Source organism: Thalassolituus hydrocarboniclasticus (assembly GCF_025345565.1).
Taxonomy (GTDB): Bacteria; Pseudomonadota; Gammaproteobacteria; order Pseudomonadales; family Oceanobacteraceae; genus Venatoribacter; species Venatoribacter hydrocarboniclasticus.
Genome location: NZ_CP054475.1, coordinates 1054763 through 1073270, shown reverse-complemented (window position 1 = coordinate 1073270; position 18508 = coordinate 1054763). Strand labels below are relative to the sequence as shown.

Genomic DNA, 18508 nt, shown 5'->3' with positions numbered 1-18508 from the left:
ATAGCGTTATCTCCTTAGCGCGCTGAATAATATTTAATCTTAAAAGTTGACTTTAATCCAATCTTTTATTTTGGAATAAATGCCATCGGGACGATCTTCATCCCGGTTATTATTTGTTTTATTCCTCTGTTGTTTTGCGGCATACAAAAGCAGCCCAACAGAGGTCGAATAAATCGGGTTATTAATAACGTCGGTCAGCCCTGATACACCGTAAGGTTTGGCCAGACGAACAGGCATATGGAAAATCTCTTCCGCCAGATCCACAACACCTTCCATCTTTGACGTGCCGCCTGTCAGTACAATGCCCGCAGCGACCATATCTTCGAAACCACTGCGGCGCAATTCTGCCTGAATCAGGGTAAACAATTCGTCATAGCGTGGCTCAACAACCTCTGCCAATGCCTGACGGGATAAGTCACGTGGCGGGCGTTCACCAACACTCGGCACCTTGATCGTTTCATCCGCTTTGGCTAATTGTGTCAGCGCACAGGCATATTTTATTTTGATTTTTTCGGCATGCTGGGTCGGCGTGCGCAACGCCATGGCAATATCGTTGGTAACCTGGTCACCGGCAATCGGTATCACAGCCGTATGGCGGATTGCACCTTCGGTAAAAATAGCGATATCCGTTGTACCACCACCGATATCCACCAGGCAGACGCCCAACTCGCGTTCATCATCTGTTAAAACGGCATAACTGGAAGCCAGCTGCTCAAGAATGATCGCATCGGTTTGCAAACCACAGCGCTGCACACAACGCTCTATATTCTGTGCTGCATTAACAGCACCGGTTACCAGGTGAACCTTAGCTTCAAGGCGGACGCCAGACATACCGACAGGTTCTTTAATGCCTTCCTGATTATCGACCACAAATTCCTGCGGCAAAACATGCAGGATGCGCTGATCCTGAGGAATGGCCACAGCCTGAGCCGCATCGATCACGCGGTCGACATCCATTGGCGTCACTTCACGGTCGCGCACTGCCACAATGCCGTGCGAGTTCATCGAGTGAATATGACTGCCAGCAATACCGGCATAAACAGAATGGATGGTACAGCCTGCCATTAATTCAGCTTCTTCCACCGCGCGCCGGATCGACTGCACCGTGGATTCGATATTAACCACCACGCCTTTTTTCAGACCACGGCTCGGATGGGAACCCAGACCAACCACTTCGATATTTCCGTCAGCCCCCAGCTCGCCAACAATAGCGACAATTTTAGAGGTGCCAATATCCAGGCCAACCAGCATGTTTTTTTGTTGTACCTGACTCATCATCCCATCTCCTGCACTGCGCGCCAGCCAATGGCCGCACCTTTTCCATAACGTAAATCAACACTCGCAACCGCCGACTCTGGCAATTGCGCAATCAATAATTCCAGACGCTGAACGCGCTCTTCAAAATACTGCCGTCCAAAGCGAACCTGCCAGCCATTGCTCAGCTCCACATCGACAGCACCAACCGCCGAAACCGTTAAGCGATTAATGCCAATATTCAGATGACCCAGCGATTGCTGTATACGGCGAAAATGACGTACTGCTGCTTCAGCATAATTGCGGTCGCCATCAATCTGAGCCAGATGAGCGCCATCAAGATGAGCAGGAATTTCGCTTAACCGCCCATTAGCACTCAGCAACTGATCACCGTTCCAGATGGCCATAGGCACATCTTCATACAAACTCACTTCCAGCGTATTCGGCCAGCGCTTGCGTACTGTCACCTGCATAATCAGCGGCAGCGCGGAAATCTGCTGGTAAACACGCTGCAGATCTAGTGAGAAGAAGCTTTCATCTTTTGCCCAAACGATTTTCCCGGCAATATCTTCTGCTTGCCAGACCGACAGACGTCCCTGTACATCAATGCTGGTAATTGGCCAGCTGTGGTAACTCCAGCGCACACCGGCAACAACAGCAGCAAGAAATACAGGCAGCAATAACCACTGCCAGGCGATTGCCGGCATCGTTATCCGCCATTGTCTTGGCTGTCTGACCTCCCGTGGGGTCGCGCCGCGTGGAGCTGCTTTTTTAGCCACGAACCCTGCCTCTGGCTTCCGTTAATAAATGCACAACCAGTTCAGGAAAACTCATCCCGACCGCAGCGGCCGCCATCGGCACCAGACTGTGATCAGTCATACCCGGACTGGTATTTGCCTCCAGTAACCAGAACCGACCGTTCTGATCCTGCATCACATCAATACGTCCCCAACCCTGGCCACCGATAACGTCAAATGCCTTCAGAGCCAGCTGCTGTAATTCCTGTTCTTTTTCTGCAGACAGACCACAGGGCAATAAATACTGAGTGTCGTTTGCCTGATACTTGGCGTCGTAGTCATAAAACGCATGGCTGGTTTTTAACTGAATAGCCGGTAACGCCTTACCATCCACAATAGCAACCGTAAACTCTGCGCCTTTCACCCAGGACTCAGCCAAAACCAGTCCGTCATATTCACGGGCGAAATTAAAACTGTCCTGCAACTCTTCCGCAGTGTGGACTTTACGCATACCGATACTGGAACCTTCACGTGCCGGCTTTACGATGGCATCAGCATTCAGTTCGGCAATCAGCTGGCTCCAGTCACTGTCCTCGTTCAGCAAAAATGCTTTGGGTGTCGGCAAACCTGCAGCCTGCCAGATTAATTTGGTGCGCCATTTATCCATTGCCAGAGCAGATGCCATTACACCACTGCCGGTATAGGGCTTATCCAGCCACTCCAGCACGCCCTGAATAGTACCGTCTTCACCGCCACGACCATGCAATGCAATAAAGGCGACATCAAAATCGACGTTGGTTAATTGCTCAATGGCATGCGCCTGAACATCAATAGCAATCACATCGGCACCGCTTTGCTGCAGTGCAGAATATACAGCCTGACCACTTTTCAGTGATACCGCACGCTCCGCGGATGTTCCGCCCATTAAAACCGCGATTTTTCCTAATGCGGCAACGTTCATACTTTTACCTCTGCCAGCCATGCCGGTAACTGCTGGGTTAATGTCACTGCCAGATTTCCGATATCACCCGCTCCCTGAGTCAGTAACAGGTCACCTGGCTTTAATACGCCTTTCAATGGTGCTTCCAGAGATTCATCACGGCCAATAAAAATTGGGTCCACCATACCGCGCTGACGAATACTGCCACACAAGGCACGACCATCAGCACCGGCAATGGGTTTTTCTCCTGCCGGATAGACATCCATTAACAGCAGCACATCGGCCCCGGATAAAACACGGGTAAAATCTTCGTACAGATCGCGGGTACGGCTGTAACGGTGTGGCTGAAATACCATCACCAGACGACGCTCTGGAAAACCTTTGCGGATAGCATCAATGGTAACTTCGAGTTCACGTGGGTGATGACCATAATCATCAACCAGCATCACCTCACCATCACCCAGCGGGAATTCGCCACACACGGTGAAACGCCGACCGACACCGGCAAATTTTTCCAGCGCAGCCACAATCGCTGCATCATCAACACCTTCATCGTCTGCGACCGCAATAGCCGCCATGGCATTCAGTACATTGTGCGTACCTGGCATACGCAGGCTGATATTCAGAGGGGCGCGGCCCGCCGGACGCTGCACAGTAAAGTGCGTGAATAATCCATCCTGACGCAAATCGGTTGCCCGGTAATCGGCATCCTCAGAAAAACCATAAGTCACAATCTGGCGGCTGATTCGTGGTAATAACTCACGCACCACATCGTCATCAATACACACCACCGCCAGACCATAGAAAGGCAGATTATGCAGAAACTCGACAAAGGTATTTTTCAGCTGCTCAAAATCGCCGCCATAAGTCGCCATATGGTCAGCATCAATATTGGTAACAATAGAAACCATCGGCTGCAGGTGCAGGAAAGAGGCATCACTTTCATCGGCCTCGGCGACTAAATAACGGCTGGCTCCCAAACGGGCATTGGTACCGGCGCTGTTTAATTTGCCACCGATAACAAACGTCGGGTCCAGACCGGCTTCAGCCAGTACTGATGTCACCATACTGGTGGTTGTGGTTTTACCATGGGTTCCGGCTACCGCAATTCCGTGACGGAAACGCATCAGCTCGGCCAGCATTTCAGCACGACGGACAACGGGAATACGTGCCTCAACAGCAGCACGGATTTCCGGATTTTCATGATCAATGGCGGTTGAAACAACCAGCACATCGGCATGCGCCACATTGCTCTCCTGGTGACCAATATAAATGGTAGCACCCAGTGCCTGCAGTCGTTCGGTCACCGCCGATTGACGTAAATCTGAACCGGAAATCTGATAGCCCTGATTCAGCAACACTTCGGCGATACCACACATGCCGGCACCGCCAATACCAACAAAATGCATGCAGCGGATGCGGCGCATTTCCGGTATTAAATGATTCAGCGGTGTATTGGTTTTATCTGTCACGGGCAAACCTCTTAATCTGTTCTGCAACCTGTGCGGTTGCATTGGCAATGGCCTGGCTGCGAGCCTTGTTGGCCATTTCCAGTAATAATGTTCTGTTCGCGGAGAAATGCTGCCACCGGGCAGCAAGCCATTCCGCAGTTAATTCATTCTGCTGACAGATCAGGCCCGCACCGGCTTTCGTCAGGTACTCTGCGTTTGCAGTCTGATGATCATCCACCGCAAAAGGGAAAGGTACAAAAATCGCTGCACATCCCGCGGCAGCCACTTCAGATACGGTCAGTGCACCGGCACGGCAAATCAGTAAATCGGCATTGCCATAAGCGGCAGCCATATCATCAATAAAGGCAATAACCTCAGCCTGTACTCCGGCTTGTTCATAAGCGCTCTGCATTTCTGCCAGATTACTTTTACCCACCTGGTGACGTAACTGCGGGCGCTGATTTTCAGGCAGTAATTGCATCGCCGCAAGAACCGTACGATTCAGCGCAGCAGCACCAAGACTGCCACCAACGACCAGCACTTTAAGCGGACCATCGGTTGTCATACGCTCCGCAGGCTGCGGCAAATTCAGTACGCTTTCGCGCACCGGATTCCCGGTAACCTGCGCACCTGCAAGAGCTCCCGGAAATGCCTGCATAACATGCTGACTGATACGGCTTAATAAACGGTTGGTCATGCCAGCGAAAGCATTCTGCTCATGAATCAGCAGAGGCACCGCACTCAGACGGGCAGCAACACCACCCGGGCCCGTGGCATAACCACCAAAGCCAAGGGCTGCAACCGGCTTCACCTGTTTGATAATTTTCCGTGCCTGAAAAATTGCCTTAGCAATACGTAACGGCGCAGTTAATAAACCCAGTTTGCCTTTGCCACGCAGGCCACTGATATTGATGCAGTGCAGCGGGTAGCCATTGGCGGGCACCAGATCTTTTTCGATACCGGATGCTGTTCCCAGCCAATGAATGGTAAAGCCTTCCTGTTTCAGTTTTTCAGCGACTGCCAGCGCAGGAAAAACATGTCCGCCAGTACCGCCTGCCATTAATAAAACATTACGCGAAGATGCCTGACTCATGCAGCACCTCCCGCAGCAGCACTTTCATTCTGATTATCCTGATCATTTTCATGAGCAATACGCATCACAATACCGACCATGATGCAGCACACCAGCAGGCTGCTGCCGCCATAACTGAAGAAAGGCAATGTCAGCCCTTTAGTGGGTAACAGACCAATATTCACACCCAGATTAATCACAACCTGCAATCCCAGTAACGAAGCAATACCAATGGCCACATAAGCACCATATAACTGTCCCTGCTGCTGGGCTTTCCATGACACCCGCCAGATCTGGGCAATAACAACCGCTAACAACGTCAGGGCGGCAACACCACCAATCAAACCGGTTTCTTCCGCCCAGATAGCAAAAACAAAATCCGTATGAGCTTCCGGCAGATAAAATAATTTCTGCACACTTTCACCCAGACCTACGCCAAACCAGTCTCCGCGACCAAAAGCAATCAGCGACTGAGTCAGCTGGTAACCGGTGCCGTACACATGCTCGGGCGCCCACGGATCGAGATAAGCCATCAGACGCTCAACCCGGTAGCTTTCGGAAGTCAGCACCACGACACTGATAATTAAGGTGGCGATTAACAGCAGGAAAAACTGCCCGGCTTTTACACCACCTAAAAACAACTGAATAAGCACAGCGCCCATCAATACAACAACGGCACCGAAGTCCGGTTCCAGTAACAGCAGGAAAACCATTCCGGCCAGAATCCCCAGCGGTTTAAGGAAACCAGACCACTGCTGCTGAACCTCATCCTGACGACGGACCAGATAACCGGAAACGTAAAAAACCGCCGCCAGTTTAGCCAGTTCTGAAGCCTGAATTTTAATAATGCCCAGATTAAGCCAGCGCTGACTGCCGTTCACTTCGTGGCCGATTCCCGGTACAAACACCAGAATCAGACCCGCTACCGCCAGCAGCAGAAACATCACATCGACCTTGCTCCACCAGCTCAGCGGAATCTGGCTGATGGCATACACCACGGCAACGCCCAGCAGCAAATACACAGCATGGCGAACCGCAAAATATGCGGCATTACCGGTATAAAACTCCGCAATTCCGGTAGATGCCGATGCCACCATTAACCAGCCCAGACACATCAGCGCCAGCCAGGGATAAAACATGCTCTGCCGGCTTTGCCAGAGGAAGCGTTCAACATTCATAACGCCACCTCGTTGCTGATTTCCGTTTTTACCAGCTGCGCAAAATACTCGCCGCGGGCGACATAGTTTTTAAACTGATCAAAACTGGCACAGGCCGGAGACAGCAAAATAACGTCACCAGCAGCGGCTACGGTGCAGGCACGGGTAAAAGCTTCGGCTAAAGTAACCTGCTGTGATACCGGGCAAGCATCAGAAACGGCAGCCGCAATGGTTCCCGCATCGGCACCAAAAGTAAGAACTTCCGCGGCGTATTGCTCACAGGCAGAAGCCAGCGGGCTGAAATCCTGCCCTTTTCCTTCACCACCGGCCAGCAGCCAGATTTTTCCGGCAATTTCCGGCCCCAGACCATAAAGCGCGGCCAGGGTAGAACCGACGTTGGTTCCTTTGGAATCGTTGTAAAAATCAACACCTGCCTTATTACCCAGCCACTGACACCGATGATCCAGACCAGCAAATTCACGCAGCGCCGGTAATACGGCAGTAATATCTACCGACAGCAGTTTGATCAGTGCCAGCGCTGCCATTACATTTGCCAGATTATGCTGGCCTTTAATTTTCAGCTCGCTGGCAGCGATAATTTTTTCAGTACCGAACATGATCCAGCTTTCGCCATCGATTCGCTCAAGGCCAAACTGACCAATATCTGCTTTATTCAGACCAAAACTCAGGCGTGGCATTTTATCGGAGACCAGCGGCTGACTGAGCGCATCGTCACGATTCACCACAACGCCACGGCACTGCTGAAAAATACGGTGTTTGGCCTGATGGTAATCCGCCATGCCCTGATAGCGGTCCATATGGTCTTCGCTCATATTGAGCACCACCGCAGCTGAAGCTGCCAGATTTTCGGTGGTTTCCAGCTGAAAACTCGACAGCTCCAGTACATAGATATCGGTTTCAGCATCGCTGCCCAGCAGATCCAGAGCAGGAACACCAATATTACCGCCAACCGCTACGCGCTTACCGGCTGCTGCCAGTAATTCTCCCACCAGAGTGGTGACTGTGCTTTTACCATTGGAGCCGGTTATCGCAATTAATGGCTTGTTGCAGGCATCGGCAAATAGCTGAATATCACCAGCAATCCGTGCACCAGCCTGACGGGCTGCAACAATAGCAGGATGAGAAACCGCAATGCCGGGACTGACGATTAATTCGTCGTACTGACTGAGAACATCGGCCTGTAATTCACCGCTATAAATAATCGCCTGCGGAAACTCGCTGCGTACCGCATCCAGACCTGGTGGCACATCGCGGCTGTCACACAAATCAAACGCCCAGCCGCGGCTCTGGCAATAGCGGGCAGCAGAGAGCCCGGTCATGCCAAGACCGACGATCAGTCGTTTGTAATCTGTGGAAATCAACTGCGACATAAATTCAGATTCCTCAGCGAATCTTCAGCGTGGCTAAACCGATCAGCACCAGAATAATGGTGATGATCCAGAAACGAACAATAACGCGCGGCTCCGGCCAGCCTTTTAATTCATAGTGATGATGCAGCGGCGCCATACGGAAAATACGCTTGCCAGTCATTTTGAATGAGGCAACCTGCAGGATCACCGATACAGTTTCCGCGACGAAAATACCGCCCATAATAAACAGGACGATTTCCTGGCGAACGATCACCGCAACCACACCTAACGCCGCACCCAATGCCAGAGAACCCACATCGCCCATAAAAACCTGAGCCGGATAAGTGTTGAACCATAGGAATCCGATACCGGCACCGACGATTGCGGCACAGAAAATCACCAGTTCACCGGCACCGGCGATATAAGGAATATGCAGATAACTGGCAAAATTCACGTTACCGGCCAGATAAGCACAGATACCTAAAGCGCCACCGACCATCACTGTTGGCATAATCGCCAGACCATCCAGACCATCGGTCAGGTTGACCGCATTACTGGAGCCAACAATTACAAAGTAGGTCAGCAGAATAAACAGCAGGCCCAACTGCGGCATCACATCTTTCAGGAAAGGAACCACCAGCTGAGTTTCCTGCGGACTTTGCGCACTGTAGAAAAGATAAGCGGCGGCAATTAAGGCGAACACCGACTGCCAGAAATATTTCCAGCGCCCCGGTAAACCACGGGAGTTTTTCTCCACCACTTTACGGTAATCATCCACCCAGCCAATAGCGCCAAAAACCAGCGTAACCAGCAGGACAACCCAGACAAAACGGTTTTCCAGGTTACCCCACAGCAGTGTACTGACGGCAATCGACAGCAGAATCAGCACACCGCCCATGGTCGGAGTACCGGCTTTGCTCAAGTGAGATTTAGGTCCTAATTCACGGATTGCCTGACCAATCTGGTATTCACGCAATTTGCGGATCACCACAGGGCCAAGGAGTAATGACACCATCAGGGCAGTAATTACCGCCAGAATAGCGCGCAGAGTTAAATAATTAACCACCCCGAACCCGGAGTGATACTGCGCTAACCAGTCTCCCAGCCATAACAACATGATCAGTTTTCCTCTGTGTTTTTCTGCAGCGCCTGAACCACCTGATCCATACCAGCGCTGCGCGACCCTTTCACCAGAATGACATCCTGATCAGTGGTCTGTTGTTGTAAATACCGCACCAATTCTTCTTTGGTTGCGAACCAGTGCGCTCCGGCCCCGAATGCTTCAACCGTTTTCCGGCTGCGCTCGCCCGTCGCCAATAAATGCTGAATTCCCTGCGTTTTGGCGTACAGACCAATATCCGCATGAGCAGCCAATTCGCTTTCACCAAGTTCGGCCATATCACCCAATACCAGCCAGCTCTGTGCCGCGTGTTTTAACACGTCGATAGCTGCTTTGATTGACGCAGGGTTGGCGTTATAAGCGTCATTTAAAATCCGCTGACCGGCTTGCCCATCTAGCCAGTGCAAACGACCGGAAACCGTGGTTGCCTGTTGCAGTCCCTGAATAATTTCAGCAGCACTCAGCCCAAGCGCGTAAGCGGCGGCACTCACCGCCAGCGCATTACGCACATTGTGTTCACCCAGTAATGGCAGGCGAACTGCATATTCTTCACCATCCAGATGCAGTACAAAATGACTGCCCTGAAGATCACAGCGCAAAGCACTGGCACGCACATCTGCTGCGGCAGAAAAGCCAAAACTGAGCAATTTAACCGCTGCTGCACGCTCTGCCCATTCGGCATAAAATACATCATCAGCATTTAATACCGCGCAGCCACCCGGCTGGATAAAATCGAGCAACTCACCTTTGGTCTGCACAATTCCCTGCAGACTGCCGAAGCCTTCCAGGTGGGCTTCTGCCGCATTGGTAATAATGCCAACCTGAGGTTTTACCCATTGTGCGGTGTAAGCAATTTCACCGGCGCCACTGGCACCCAGTTCAATAACTGCCGCTTCATGTTCTGGCTGTAAGGCCAGCAGTGTCAGCGGCGCACCGATATGGTTATTCAGGTTGCCCTGTGTCATCCATGTACGGTAGCGCTGTGCCAGTACACTACTCATTAATTGTTTCACACTGGTTTTACCGGCACTGCCGGTAACAGCAACCACCGGCCCGCGAAACTGACTGCGGTTCCAGCCGGCAATCTGCCCAAGCGCAATCAGACAATCCGTTACCCGGATCAAGGGCAAACGATCAGCCAGATCGGAATCTACGTCCTGATCTATCAGCGCAGCAACCGCGCCCTGCTCTGCAGCCTGCGCAATAAAATGATGGCCATTAAAATGTTCGCCACTTAATGGTACGTACAGATCACCGGCTTTAATCTTACGGGTGTCGGTACTCACACCATGAATCATGTCAGCGTTCAGCTCTGCCGCCGCTCCACCCTGCAGCTGTCCGTGTACGATTTTAACTAACCCTGACAGCGACAAATTACTCAGCATGATCATCTCCACCCTGCAACCGTCCGGCCTTGCGATAGCCAGCCTGAGTTAATACCGAAGCATCGCTGTAAGGTAGTTTCACGCCCTGTACTTCCTGATAATTCTCATGGCCTTTGCCGGCGATAAGTACAATACCGGCAGCAGTTGTCATATCCAGAGCCTGCGTGATGGCACGGCTGCGATCATGTTCACAATAAAAATCGCCGGTATTTTCCGCACTGAGCGCGTCGGCAAAAATCTGCTGCGGATCTTCACTGCGCGGATTGTCGTCTGTCAGCCAGACCACGTCCGCATGCGCGGCAGCTACCTGAGCCATCAGCGCGCGCTTGCTGCGGTCACGATCACCACCACAGCCAAATACAGCGGTAATTTTTTTATTCCAGGGCTTAAGTGCCTGCAGTACATTCAGCAGTGCATCCGGCGTATGGGCGAAATCGATAACCGCCAGTGGCGCATCATCTTTTACATACAACTCCATACGTCCGGCCACCGGCTCCAGTTTTTGAGCAGCCGCGAGCAGCTGTTTAAAATCAAAACCCTGCAGTGCCAGAGCAGCAATTGCGGCCGTTGCATTGGCCAGATTAAATTCACCGATTAATGGCAACACCAGCAAGCCGCTGCCCCACGGAGTATCCAGCCAGGCCTGCATTCCACGGGCCTGCATCTGTACTGCGGAATAACGCACCAGCGCCTGCTCACTCTGGCCATAGGTAATGATATCGGCAGTCACTGCTGTATCAGTTGCCAGCCGGCGACCGTAGACGTCATCAATATTAATTAATGCCGCTTCAATATCATGGCCAACGAACAACTGACGTTTGGCAGCAAAGTAATCGTCCATGCTGCCGTGATAGTCCAGATGATCCTGGGTGAGGTTGGTCAGTACAGCGACACGGAAGTTCAATCCGCTCACACGCTGCTGTGTCAGACCATGGGATGAGACTTCCAGCGCAGCAAAATCAACATCCTTTTCCTGCATGGTCTGCAGATGTCGTAAAATCACGGATAAATCGGCAGTGGTATTGCGGCTGGTCTGAAGGTCCGGCCATACACCATTACCTAAAGTGCCCAAAACACCACAAGACACTGCGCAAAAACCAGCCAGCTGTGCCATATATTGCGTCACAGAACTTTTGCCGTTAGTGCCGGTTACCGCTGTCAGTTTCATATCCGCAACGGACGCATAACGGCGATGCAACCAGGTGCTTAACGATGCGGAAATTTCACTGCATAAAAACACCGGCACAGCAGGAAAATGTGGACTCTGTTCGCAACGAAAGCCCAGATCGCCTTCAGCCAGAACCGCAACTGCACCCTGTTCAATAGCTGCAGAAATATGCTCTTCGCCATGGCCGGTTAAGCCGCGACGGGCAATAAATACATCACCAGGCTGCACATCGCGGCTATCGACAGCAACCTGTGCGAATTCACGGTCCCACTCTGGCGGAATAAATAATTCAGGAGCAACCATCTGACTTAATTTCATGCCGGACCTCCTGCCATATGCAGCGCCGGTACACTGCCATCATCCGGAGCAACCTGACGCAGACGTAAGGCTTGTTGCATAATGCGTGAGAACACCGGAGCCGCCACTTCACCACCGTAATATTCTTTGCCCTGAGGTGAGTCGATGACGACAACCAGTACCAGATCCGGGGAGGAAATCGGCGCTATTCCGGAAAATACCGCGGTGTATTCTGAATCTTCGTAACCCTGCTGTCCCACTTTATGCGCAGTACCGGTTTTACCACCAACACGATAACCGGCAACCCGGGCACGACTGCCGGTTCCCCTTTTCGAGGTGACCGTTTCAAGCATATCCAGAACCTGACGGGCAACTTTCGCCGGCATTACCCGCTGACATTCCGTCTGTGGCTGATTATTCATTAATAAACGCACCGGGTTAATACAACCGCCCTGAGTAAAACTGGTGTAGGCGTGAGCAAGCTGTAAAGGCGAAACCGATAAACCATAACCGTAAGAAACCGTCGCCAGACGCAGAGCATCCATTTGCTCCGGATAAGGCAGACTGCCTACCGCTTCACCGGGGAAACCCAGCACCGTTGCCTGACCAATACCGGCTTTACTGAAAAATTCCCAGATACCCTCAGCACCTACCTGATGAGCCAGATAGGTAACGCCGACGTTACTGGACTTGGTAATAACGCCGGTAATATCCAGCACGCCGTAATTACGGTGATCGCGGATGGTTTTATTTTTAACCCGGACAAAACCCGGTGCAGTATTGATTTCGCTGCCAGGAAAATAACGGCCGGAGTTTAATGCGGCAGCTACCGTAAAGGGTTTAATGGTTGAGCCCGGCTCAATAAGATCGGCAATCGCCCGGTTACGCATATTTTCCGCACGCAGACTGGAGCGGTTATTCGGGTTATAAGATGGCTGATTCACCAGAGCCAGCACATCACCACTGCGCGCATCCACCAGCACTGCACTGCCGGATTTAGCATGGTGCTGCGATACGGCTGCTTTTAGTTCACGGTAGGCCAGATACTGCAGGCGTAAATCCAGTGTTAATGCCAGATCACCACCGGGCTTTGGCACCGCATTGACTTTTAATTGTTTAATTACATTGCCGTACAGGTCTTTAACCACCTGACGCGAGCCTTCACTGCCTTGCAGAAATTCATCAAAAGCCAGTTCCAGACCTTCCTGCCCTTTTCCATCAACATCAACGATACCGACCGTATGAGCAGTTACTTCAGCGGCCGGATAAAAACGGCGGAAATCATCGTCACCATAAATACCGGCGATACGGCGCTTTAATACCAGCTGCGCCACTTCCGGTTGCACCTGACGTTTAAGATATAAAAAAGAGCGACCCTGAGAGGCCGCCCGTTCAACTTTACGCACCAGCTCTCTGGTGCTCAGACCAAGATCAGAAGCGACAGCCGGTAATTGCTGAACATTAACCTGCTGCGGATTCAGCCACAGCGTGACCACCGGAGTACTGACTGCAAGTGGTTTGCCATAACGGTCGGTTATCATGCCACGCATTGCCGGCTGAACTTCTTCACGCACCGTACGCTTTTCACCCTGCTCAAACAGGAAAGGCTGATCCACGGTATGCAACATAACCAGACGCACCAGAACCGCCGCCAGCAGACAGCCAAACACCACCAGCACCAGCGTAAAACGCCAGCGGGTAATGCCGCTTAATGTTGTCTCTTGGTTCGGTTGCGCATTCATCGTGAAAGCACCTGTACCTTGCCTGGCTCTGTCATATTCAGTTGTTTACGCGCCTGCTGATCGATCCGGCCATGCGCGGTTAATGTACTTTTTTCCAGCAGCAAACGGGTATGTTCCTGCAGTAACTGCGCCCGCAATGCATCTTCCTGTTGCCATACCTGCAGCAAAGTCCGGTGCCAGTGCACCACCCCAACCTGAGCCAGAGCAGAAACCAGAACCACACCCCACAAAATGGCAACGCCTGCGTTCACGCTAACCGCTCGGCAATGCGTAATACCGCGCTGCGGGCACGGGCATTAATCCGGATTTCATCATTACCGGGCATAATGGCCTTACCCATTTTTTTCATAGTGCGGCCAAGCATCTCGTCCGGTACCGGAATGCCCGGAGGTAAATCACGGCCTTTTTCCTGAGCACGGATAAAGCGCTTCACCATGCGGTCTTCCAGCGAATGGAAGCTGATCACCGCCAGGCGACCATGCGGCAGCAGCAGATCAACGCTGTCAGCCAAAACCTTTTCCAGATCACCCAACTCGTTATTCACCGCGATGCGGATGGCCTGAAAAGCGCGGGTTGCCGGGTGCTTGTGTTTTTCCCAGGCCGGATTGGCTTCTTTAATAAGCTCGGCCAGCTCACGGGTACGGGTGATAGGCGCTTCAGCACGGGCGTTGATAATGGCGCGCGCCATGCGTTTGGCGAAACGCTCTTCTCCGTATTCTTTTAATACGCGGGCGATTTCTTCTTCAGAAGTCTGCGCACACCATTCGGCAGCACTGAGGCCGGCATCCGGATTCATACGCATATCCAGCGGGCCGTCTTTCATAAAGCTGAAGCCACGTTCGGCATCATCCAGCTGCGGCGAAGATACGCCCAGATCCAGCAGAATGCCGTTGATTTTGTCGATACCCAGAGCGTTAAGCTCAGCTTTCATATCGGCAAAGCTGGCCTGCACAATCTGAAAACGGCTGTCTTCCTGCTCCAGCTCTTTACCGGTCTGAATCGCCAGCGGGTCTTTATCAAAACCAATCAGCCGGCCTTCAGGAGCCAGCTTACTCAGCAGCAGACGACTGTGACCGCCACGGCCAAAGGTTCCGTCCACATAAATACCCGCCGGATCATTCAGGCAGCCGTCGACCGTCTCCTGCAGCAGTACGGTGGTGTGAGCAAACTCACTCAGGTTCATAACGACAGACTCTGTAGTTCTTCGGGTAATTGTTCAGGCTGACCGACCATATCGAGGTATTCATCACGGCGGCCTTCCCACAGCGACTTACTCCACAGCTCCAGTTTTTTTCCCTGCCCCATCAGCACGCTCTCTTTTTCCAGCGAGGCATATTCGCGCAACGGTTGTGGCAACAGGATGCGACCGGCGCTATCCAGCTCCAGATCAGTCGCATGACCAATCAGTAAACGCTGAATACGGCGGGCAACCGGGTTAAAGCTGGGCAAGGCCTCAATTTTGGCCTGGATCAGTTCCCATTCGTTTACGGGGTAAATCAGGAGGCAACGTTCTTCGGTATCAATGGTGGCCACCAAACGGGCGCCACAGAGCTCGGCCAGCGTTTCCCGATACTTAGTCGGGATCGCCAGACGCCCTTTAGCATCCAGATTGATCGTGTGCAGCCCCCGGAACATACGTCCTTCCTGTTGGTTTGGGTGTGATTCCTTTGCTGATGTAAGTAGTTACCAACACCAAAAAGTTCCACTATTACCCACTATTTTCCACTTTACGACACTATAGGAAGGCAAATAGCCTTTTGCAAGCCACTTCGGGATGTGGATATCTGCATTTTTGCTTTATCTCACAAGGACTTAGATGACCTTAACGGCAACGTGGGAAAATGTGGGGAACAAATATTAAACAGGACCCTGAGCCTGCGACGCGAAGTTAAAGTAACTTCTGAGGTTAGTGCTCACTCACATGGAGGTTTATATAACTTAGCTATAATAAGTAAGCACTAACCAATCGAATGAGCATTAAAGTCGGAGGCAGGTAAATGATGACGAAACCCGCAGCAGGAAACCAGTACTTCCTGCTCAGAATTATGCCGCTTGTACGCAAAAAAAATCTTCAGCCGGAATAGTCAAGGCGGTAACATCGGCTCCCTTTACATCATCCTGCAAGCACTGCCACAAGGACTCCTGCATGCCAAGAGCGAACGAACTGAAGAAAGGCGGCGTCGTCGAATTCAAGAATCAGACCTGCCTGATCAAAAACATCGAAGTGCAGAACCCGCATTCGCGCGGTGGTGCCACTCTCTACAAAATCCGCTTTCAGACCGTTCCCGGCCGGCAGAAGCTGGAAGAAAGCTTTAAAGGTGACGATCAGCTGCAGGCCATTGAACTGCTGCGTCGCCAGATTGTGTTCTCTTACCGTGAAGAAGACACCTACTACTTTATGGACGAAGAAAGCTTTGACCAGTATCCGATCGATGCCGAAACCCTGGACACCGATGCGCTCTATATCAGCGAATCACTGAAAGGCACCATGGGCCTGCTGGTCGATGGCCAGCTGATTGCCATTGAGCTGCCATCATCGGTAGAAATGACCGTAATCGAAACCAGCCCCGGCATTAAAGGCGGCAGCGCCAGTGCCCGTACCAAACCGGCCCGTTTTGCCACTGGCCTGGTTATTCAGGTGCCGGAATATCTGGAACAGGGGGAAACCGTCAAGATCAATACCGCCGAGAACCGTTTTATCTCCCGCGCCTGATTACCTGACGATATCTGAGGCTGACGCAATGTATAGTTGCGTCAGCCCATCTTGGCGAAGTACGGCGGCTGTGACAGACTCCGCATCGTCCTATCACCAGCAGTCATCCGACTACAGTCCCGACCATGAATATTCAGCAATTACAGGCCGCTTCGCAGGCCGTCCGTGACAACAAAGCCTTTGAACTCTTTGTTGTAGCCATCATTATTATTTCAGCCCTTCTGATCGGTGCCAAAACCTACAGCATTCCCGACCCTCTGATGGTGGTGCTGAACTGGCTGGATACCGGCATTACGGTGATTTTCCTGATCGAAATCGTTATCCGCTTTATGGCGGCGCCGGAGAAAAAACGCTTCTTCCATAATGGCTGGAACCTGTTTGATACCCTTGTGGTGGTGATCAGTCTGATTCCGGTCGATCACAGCGATATGGCGCTGATTGGTCGTCTGGTACGGATTTTCCGTGTGCTGCGGATGGTGTCCATCATTCCGGAATTGCGCATGTTGCTGAACTCGCTGCTGCGCGCCCTGCCGCAACTGGGCTATGTGCTGCTGCTGATGTTTATTATCTATTACATCTATGCCGCCATCGGTACCACCTTCTTTGAACCCATCAACGATGTGCTCTGGGGTGATATTTCGATCTCCATGCTGACCCTGTTCCGGGTGATGACCTTTGAAGACTGGACCGATGTGATGTACGAAACCATGGCGGTCTACCCGCTGTCGTGGATTTTTTATCTGAGCTTTATTTTCCTCACCACCTTTGCCTTTCTTAATATGGTCATCGGTATTGTGGTAAACGTACTGGAAGATGAACATGCACAGGAAAAAGCCGAGCAGGATGCCGCCGACGGCAAAGCTACCCTTGACGATCTGGCGGCAGAAATCCGCGAACTGAAAGCCCTGCTGCAACAGCAGCAACCACCAAAATCCTGACGGAGTTTTTATGAAACGCTATCTGCTGCAACCGCTGATCAAAGGCTCCATGGTGGTACTGCCTTTACTGGTAACCGTCTGGCTGTTGTGGTCGGCGCTGATGTGGCTCAATGGCCTGGGACTGGATCTGCTTGCCAGCCTGCATATTCCCAGCCTATTCCCGGGTATGGGTTTGCTGCTGATGCTGCTGGCTTTGCTGTCGGTCGGATTATTGTTCCAGTTCAACCCGGTCAGCTGGCTGTATCAGTATGTCGAAGATGCCCTGCTGCGCTTTCCGCTGGTCAAAACCCTGTACGGCGCAGTGAAAGATTTTGCTGCGATGTTTGATCAGGAAAAACACAACAATCAGCAGGCTGTGCTGGTTGATATGCCCGGCGATGCACAATTACTGGGGTTTATTACCGCAACCAAAATTCCACCCGCAGTGCAGAACGCCGGCGATAAAGAAGAACTGGTCGCAGTCTACCTGCCCATGAGCTACATGGTCGGCGGTTATACCCTGTTTGTGCCCCGCGCCCGCCTGACCATGCTCGATTGGTCGTTTGAAGATGCCATGCGTTTTGCCTTAACAGCGGGCGTATCTCAGAGTCAGGCCCGCAAAAAAGAACCCACCAGCGGATCTGGAGCCTAATGCCTGATTTCACACACCTGGCGTGTCAGCGCCAGGAAGGCTCCCAATGCCAGCAATAAAAAAGAACAGGCAACCAGGATTGCCACCGGGTAATACAGGTTGCCGGCCAGATCGAGCTGGCTGTATTTAATAATCATAATCAGCGCTTCCAGCACCAGTGCGATACACACGGTGCCGACAAAACGGGTGATGGTGCGGCGGATATTCTGGAAAATATTTTCCCCGGCTTCTTCCGCCGCGTATTCCTTACCAACCCCCAGCCCCAGCTCATACATTGCCAGCGCGATAACAAGCGTATTAATTGCCTTGATCACCAGCGTGACCATATCACCATCACCGCTGAACAGACCGTTAAAAAACGTCGAAAATGACAGCCCCACCAATAATAAAGCCAGCAGATGAAACACTCCGGAAAATAATAAAGCGACGCCGGTTTTGTATTGATGAAGCAAAGGCTGGTCAGTGTTTTTTGATGGATTCAGTAACGAATTCAGCATAAGTCGGTCCCGTGACAGCGTGATAAAATACGTCAG

Annotated in this window: 18 protein-coding genes; 3 read left to right on the top strand and 15 right to left on the bottom strand. The window is 51.8% G+C overall.

Annotated elements, in window-relative coordinates; genetic code table 11:
* Window positions 1-39 precede the first annotated feature (39 nt).
* From ftsA to mraZ, 14 genes are all read right to left on the bottom strand, one after another.
* Window positions 40-1275, bottom strand: coding sequence for a cell division protein FtsA (gene ftsA, locus HUF19_RS04765; protein ID WP_260999465.1), 1236 nt, complete (start codon window positions 1273-1275; stop codon window positions 40-42).
* Entirely contained in the window at window positions 1275-1961 is a 687-nt protein-coding gene (locus HUF19_RS04760) for a cell division protein FtsQ/DivIB (RefSeq protein ID WP_260998732.1), read from the bottom strand. The genes ftsA and HUF19_RS04760 overlap by 1 nt, the downstream gene beginning before the upstream one ends.
* Window positions 1962-2025: 64 nt before the next feature.
* Entirely contained in the window at window positions 2026-2952 is a 927-nt protein-coding gene (locus HUF19_RS04755; RefSeq protein WP_260998731.1) for a D-alanine--D-alanine ligase, read from the bottom strand.
* Window positions 2949-4358: a UDP-N-acetylmuramate--L-alanine ligase gene (gene murC, locus HUF19_RS04750; protein WP_260999464.1), complete on the bottom strand. Its 1410-nt coding sequence runs from the start codon at window positions 4356-4358 to the stop codon at window positions 2949-2951. The genes HUF19_RS04755 and murC overlap by 4 nt, the downstream gene beginning before the upstream one ends.
* 34 nt (window positions 4359-4392) lie before the next feature.
* Window positions 4393-5475, bottom strand: a complete 1083-nt coding sequence (gene murG / locus HUF19_RS04745; RefSeq protein WP_260998730.1) for an undecaprenyldiphospho-muramoylpentapeptide beta-N-acetylglucosaminyltransferase — start codon at window positions 5473-5475, stop codon at window positions 4393-4395.
* Window positions 5472-6632, bottom strand: a complete 1161-nt coding sequence (gene ftsW / locus HUF19_RS04740; protein ID WP_260998729.1) for a putative lipid II flippase FtsW — start codon at window positions 6630-6632, stop codon at window positions 5472-5474. Before ftsW ends, murG begins: the two co-directional genes overlap by 4 nt.
* Window positions 6629-8002 (bottom strand): UDP-N-acetylmuramoyl-L-alanine--D-glutamate ligase, encoded by a 1374-nt coding sequence (gene murD, locus HUF19_RS04735; protein ID WP_260998728.1) that lies wholly within the window; start codon window positions 8000-8002, stop codon window positions 6629-6631. The genes ftsW and murD overlap by 4 nt, the downstream gene beginning before the upstream one ends.
* Window positions 8003-8015: 13 nt before the next feature.
* On the bottom strand, window positions 8016-9098 hold the full coding sequence (gene mraY, locus HUF19_RS04730; RefSeq protein ID WP_145469578.1) for a phospho-N-acetylmuramoyl-pentapeptide-transferase: 1083 nt from the start codon (window positions 9096-9098) through the stop codon (window positions 8016-8018).
* Window positions 9099-9100: 2 nt separating this feature from the next.
* On the bottom strand, window positions 9101-10486 hold the full coding sequence (locus tag HUF19_RS04725) for a UDP-N-acetylmuramoyl-tripeptide--D-alanyl-D-alanine ligase (protein WP_260998727.1): 1386 nt from the start codon (window positions 10484-10486) through the stop codon (window positions 9101-9103).
* Window positions 10476-11972 (bottom strand): UDP-N-acetylmuramoyl-L-alanyl-D-glutamate--2,6-diaminopimelate ligase, encoded by a 1497-nt coding sequence (locus HUF19_RS04720; RefSeq protein ID WP_260998726.1) that lies wholly within the window; start codon window positions 11970-11972, stop codon window positions 10476-10478. The genes HUF19_RS04725 and HUF19_RS04720 overlap by 11 nt, the downstream gene beginning before the upstream one ends.
* Complete coding sequence (locus HUF19_RS04715) at window positions 11969-13693, bottom strand: peptidoglycan D,D-transpeptidase FtsI family protein (RefSeq protein WP_260998725.1); 1725 nt, start codon at window positions 13691-13693, stop codon at window positions 11969-11971. The genes HUF19_RS04720 and HUF19_RS04715 overlap by 4 nt, the downstream gene beginning before the upstream one ends.
* Window positions 13690-13944, bottom strand: coding sequence for a cell division protein FtsL (gene ftsL, locus HUF19_RS04710; RefSeq protein WP_260998724.1), 255 nt, complete (start codon window positions 13942-13944; stop codon window positions 13690-13692). The genes HUF19_RS04715 and ftsL overlap by 4 nt, the downstream gene beginning before the upstream one ends.
* On the bottom strand, window positions 13941-14876 hold the full coding sequence (rsmH, locus tag HUF19_RS04705; protein WP_260998723.1) for a 16S rRNA (cytosine(1402)-N(4))-methyltransferase RsmH: 936 nt from the start codon (window positions 14874-14876) through the stop codon (window positions 13941-13943). Before rsmH ends, ftsL begins: the two co-directional genes overlap by 4 nt.
* On the bottom strand, window positions 14873-15328 hold the full coding sequence (gene mraZ / locus HUF19_RS04700) for a division/cell wall cluster transcriptional repressor MraZ (protein WP_260998722.1): 456 nt from the start codon (window positions 15326-15328) through the stop codon (window positions 14873-14875). The genes rsmH and mraZ overlap by 4 nt, the downstream gene beginning before the upstream one ends.
* Before the next feature lie 511 nt (window positions 15329-15839).
* Between mraZ and efpL the strand changes: the two genes are divergently transcribed.
* The 3 genes from efpL (at window position 15840) to HUF19_RS04685 (ending at window position 17975) form a co-directional block, all read left to right on the top strand.
* Window positions 15840-16406, top strand: a complete 567-nt coding sequence (gene efpL, locus HUF19_RS04695; RefSeq protein ID WP_145469585.1) for an elongation factor P-like protein EfpL — start codon at window positions 15840-15842, stop codon at window positions 16404-16406.
* A gap of 125 nt (window positions 16407-16531) precedes the next feature.
* Complete coding sequence (locus tag HUF19_RS04690) at window positions 16532-17344, top strand: ion transporter (RefSeq protein ID WP_260998721.1); 813 nt, start codon at window positions 16532-16534, stop codon at window positions 17342-17344.
* 10 nt (window positions 17345-17354) lie between these two features.
* Complete coding sequence (locus tag HUF19_RS04685) at window positions 17355-17975, top strand: DUF502 domain-containing protein (protein ID WP_260998720.1); 621 nt, start codon at window positions 17355-17357, stop codon at window positions 17973-17975.
* Here the strand turns inward: HUF19_RS04685 and HUF19_RS04680 are convergent.
* Complete coding sequence (locus HUF19_RS04680; protein WP_260998719.1) at window positions 17972-18472, bottom strand: hypothetical protein; 501 nt, start codon at window positions 18470-18472, stop codon at window positions 17972-17974. The two genes, HUF19_RS04685 and HUF19_RS04680, sit on opposite strands and share 4 nt — an antisense overlap.
* Window positions 18473-18508 lie beyond the last annotated feature (36 nt).

Excerpts from the sequence above, each read along its gene's own strand:
- ftsA (WP_260999465.1), bottom strand. The coding sequence starts at position 1,275 with ATGAGTCAGGTACAACAAAAAAACATGCTGGTTGGCCTGGATATTGGC.
- HUF19_RS04760 (WP_260998732.1), bottom strand. The coding sequence starts at position 1,961 with ATGCCGGCAATCGCCTGGCAGTGGTTATTGCTGCCTGTATTTCTTGCT.
- HUF19_RS04755 (WP_260998731.1), bottom strand. The coding sequence starts at position 2,952 with ATGAACGTTGCCGCATTAGGAAAAATCGCGGTTTTAATGGGCGGAACA.
- murC (WP_260999464.1), bottom strand. The coding sequence starts at position 4,358 with ATGCGCCGCATCCGCTGCATGCATTTTGTTGGTATTGGCGGTGCCGGC.
- murG (WP_260998730.1), bottom strand. The coding sequence starts at position 5,475 with ATGAGTCAGGCATCTTCGCGTAATGTTTTATTAATGGCAGGCGGTACT.
- ftsW (WP_260998729.1), bottom strand. The coding sequence starts at position 6,632 with ATGAATGTTGAACGCTTCCTCTGGCAAAGCCGGCAGAGCATGTTTTAT.
- murD (WP_260998728.1), bottom strand. The coding sequence starts at position 8,002 with ATGTCGCAGTTGATTTCCACAGATTACAAACGACTGATCGTCGGTCTT.
- mraY (WP_145469578.1), bottom strand. The coding sequence starts at position 9,098 with ATGTTGTTATGGCTGGGAGACTGGTTAGCGCAGTATCACTCCGGGTTC.
- HUF19_RS04725 (WP_260998727.1), bottom strand. The coding sequence starts at position 10,486 with ATGCTGAGTAATTTGTCGCTGTCAGGGTTAGTTAAAATCGTACACGGA.
- HUF19_RS04720 (WP_260998726.1), bottom strand. The coding sequence starts at position 11,972 with ATGAAATTAAGTCAGATGGTTGCTCCTGAATTATTTATTCCGCCAGAG.
- HUF19_RS04715 (WP_260998725.1), bottom strand. The coding sequence starts at position 13,693 with ATGAATGCGCAACCGAACCAAGAGACAACATTAAGCGGCATTACCCGC.
- rsmH (WP_260998723.1), bottom strand. The coding sequence starts at position 14,876 with ATGAACCTGAGTGAGTTTGCTCACACCACCGTACTGCTGCAGGAGACG.
- mraZ (WP_260998722.1), bottom strand. The coding sequence starts at position 15,328 with ATGTTCCGGGGGCTGCACACGATCAATCTGGATGCTAAAGGGCGTCTG.
- efpL (WP_145469585.1), top strand. The coding sequence starts at position 15,840 with ATGCCAAGAGCGAACGAACTGAAGAAAGGCGGCGTCGTCGAATTCAAG.
- HUF19_RS04690 (WP_260998721.1), top strand. The coding sequence starts at position 16,532 with ATGAATATTCAGCAATTACAGGCCGCTTCGCAGGCCGTCCGTGACAAC.
- HUF19_RS04685 (WP_260998720.1), top strand. The coding sequence starts at position 17,355 with ATGAAACGCTATCTGCTGCAACCGCTGATCAAAGGCTCCATGGTGGTA.
- HUF19_RS04680 (WP_260998719.1), bottom strand. The coding sequence starts at position 18,472 with ATGCTGAATTCGTTACTGAATCCATCAAAAAACACTGACCAGCCTTTG.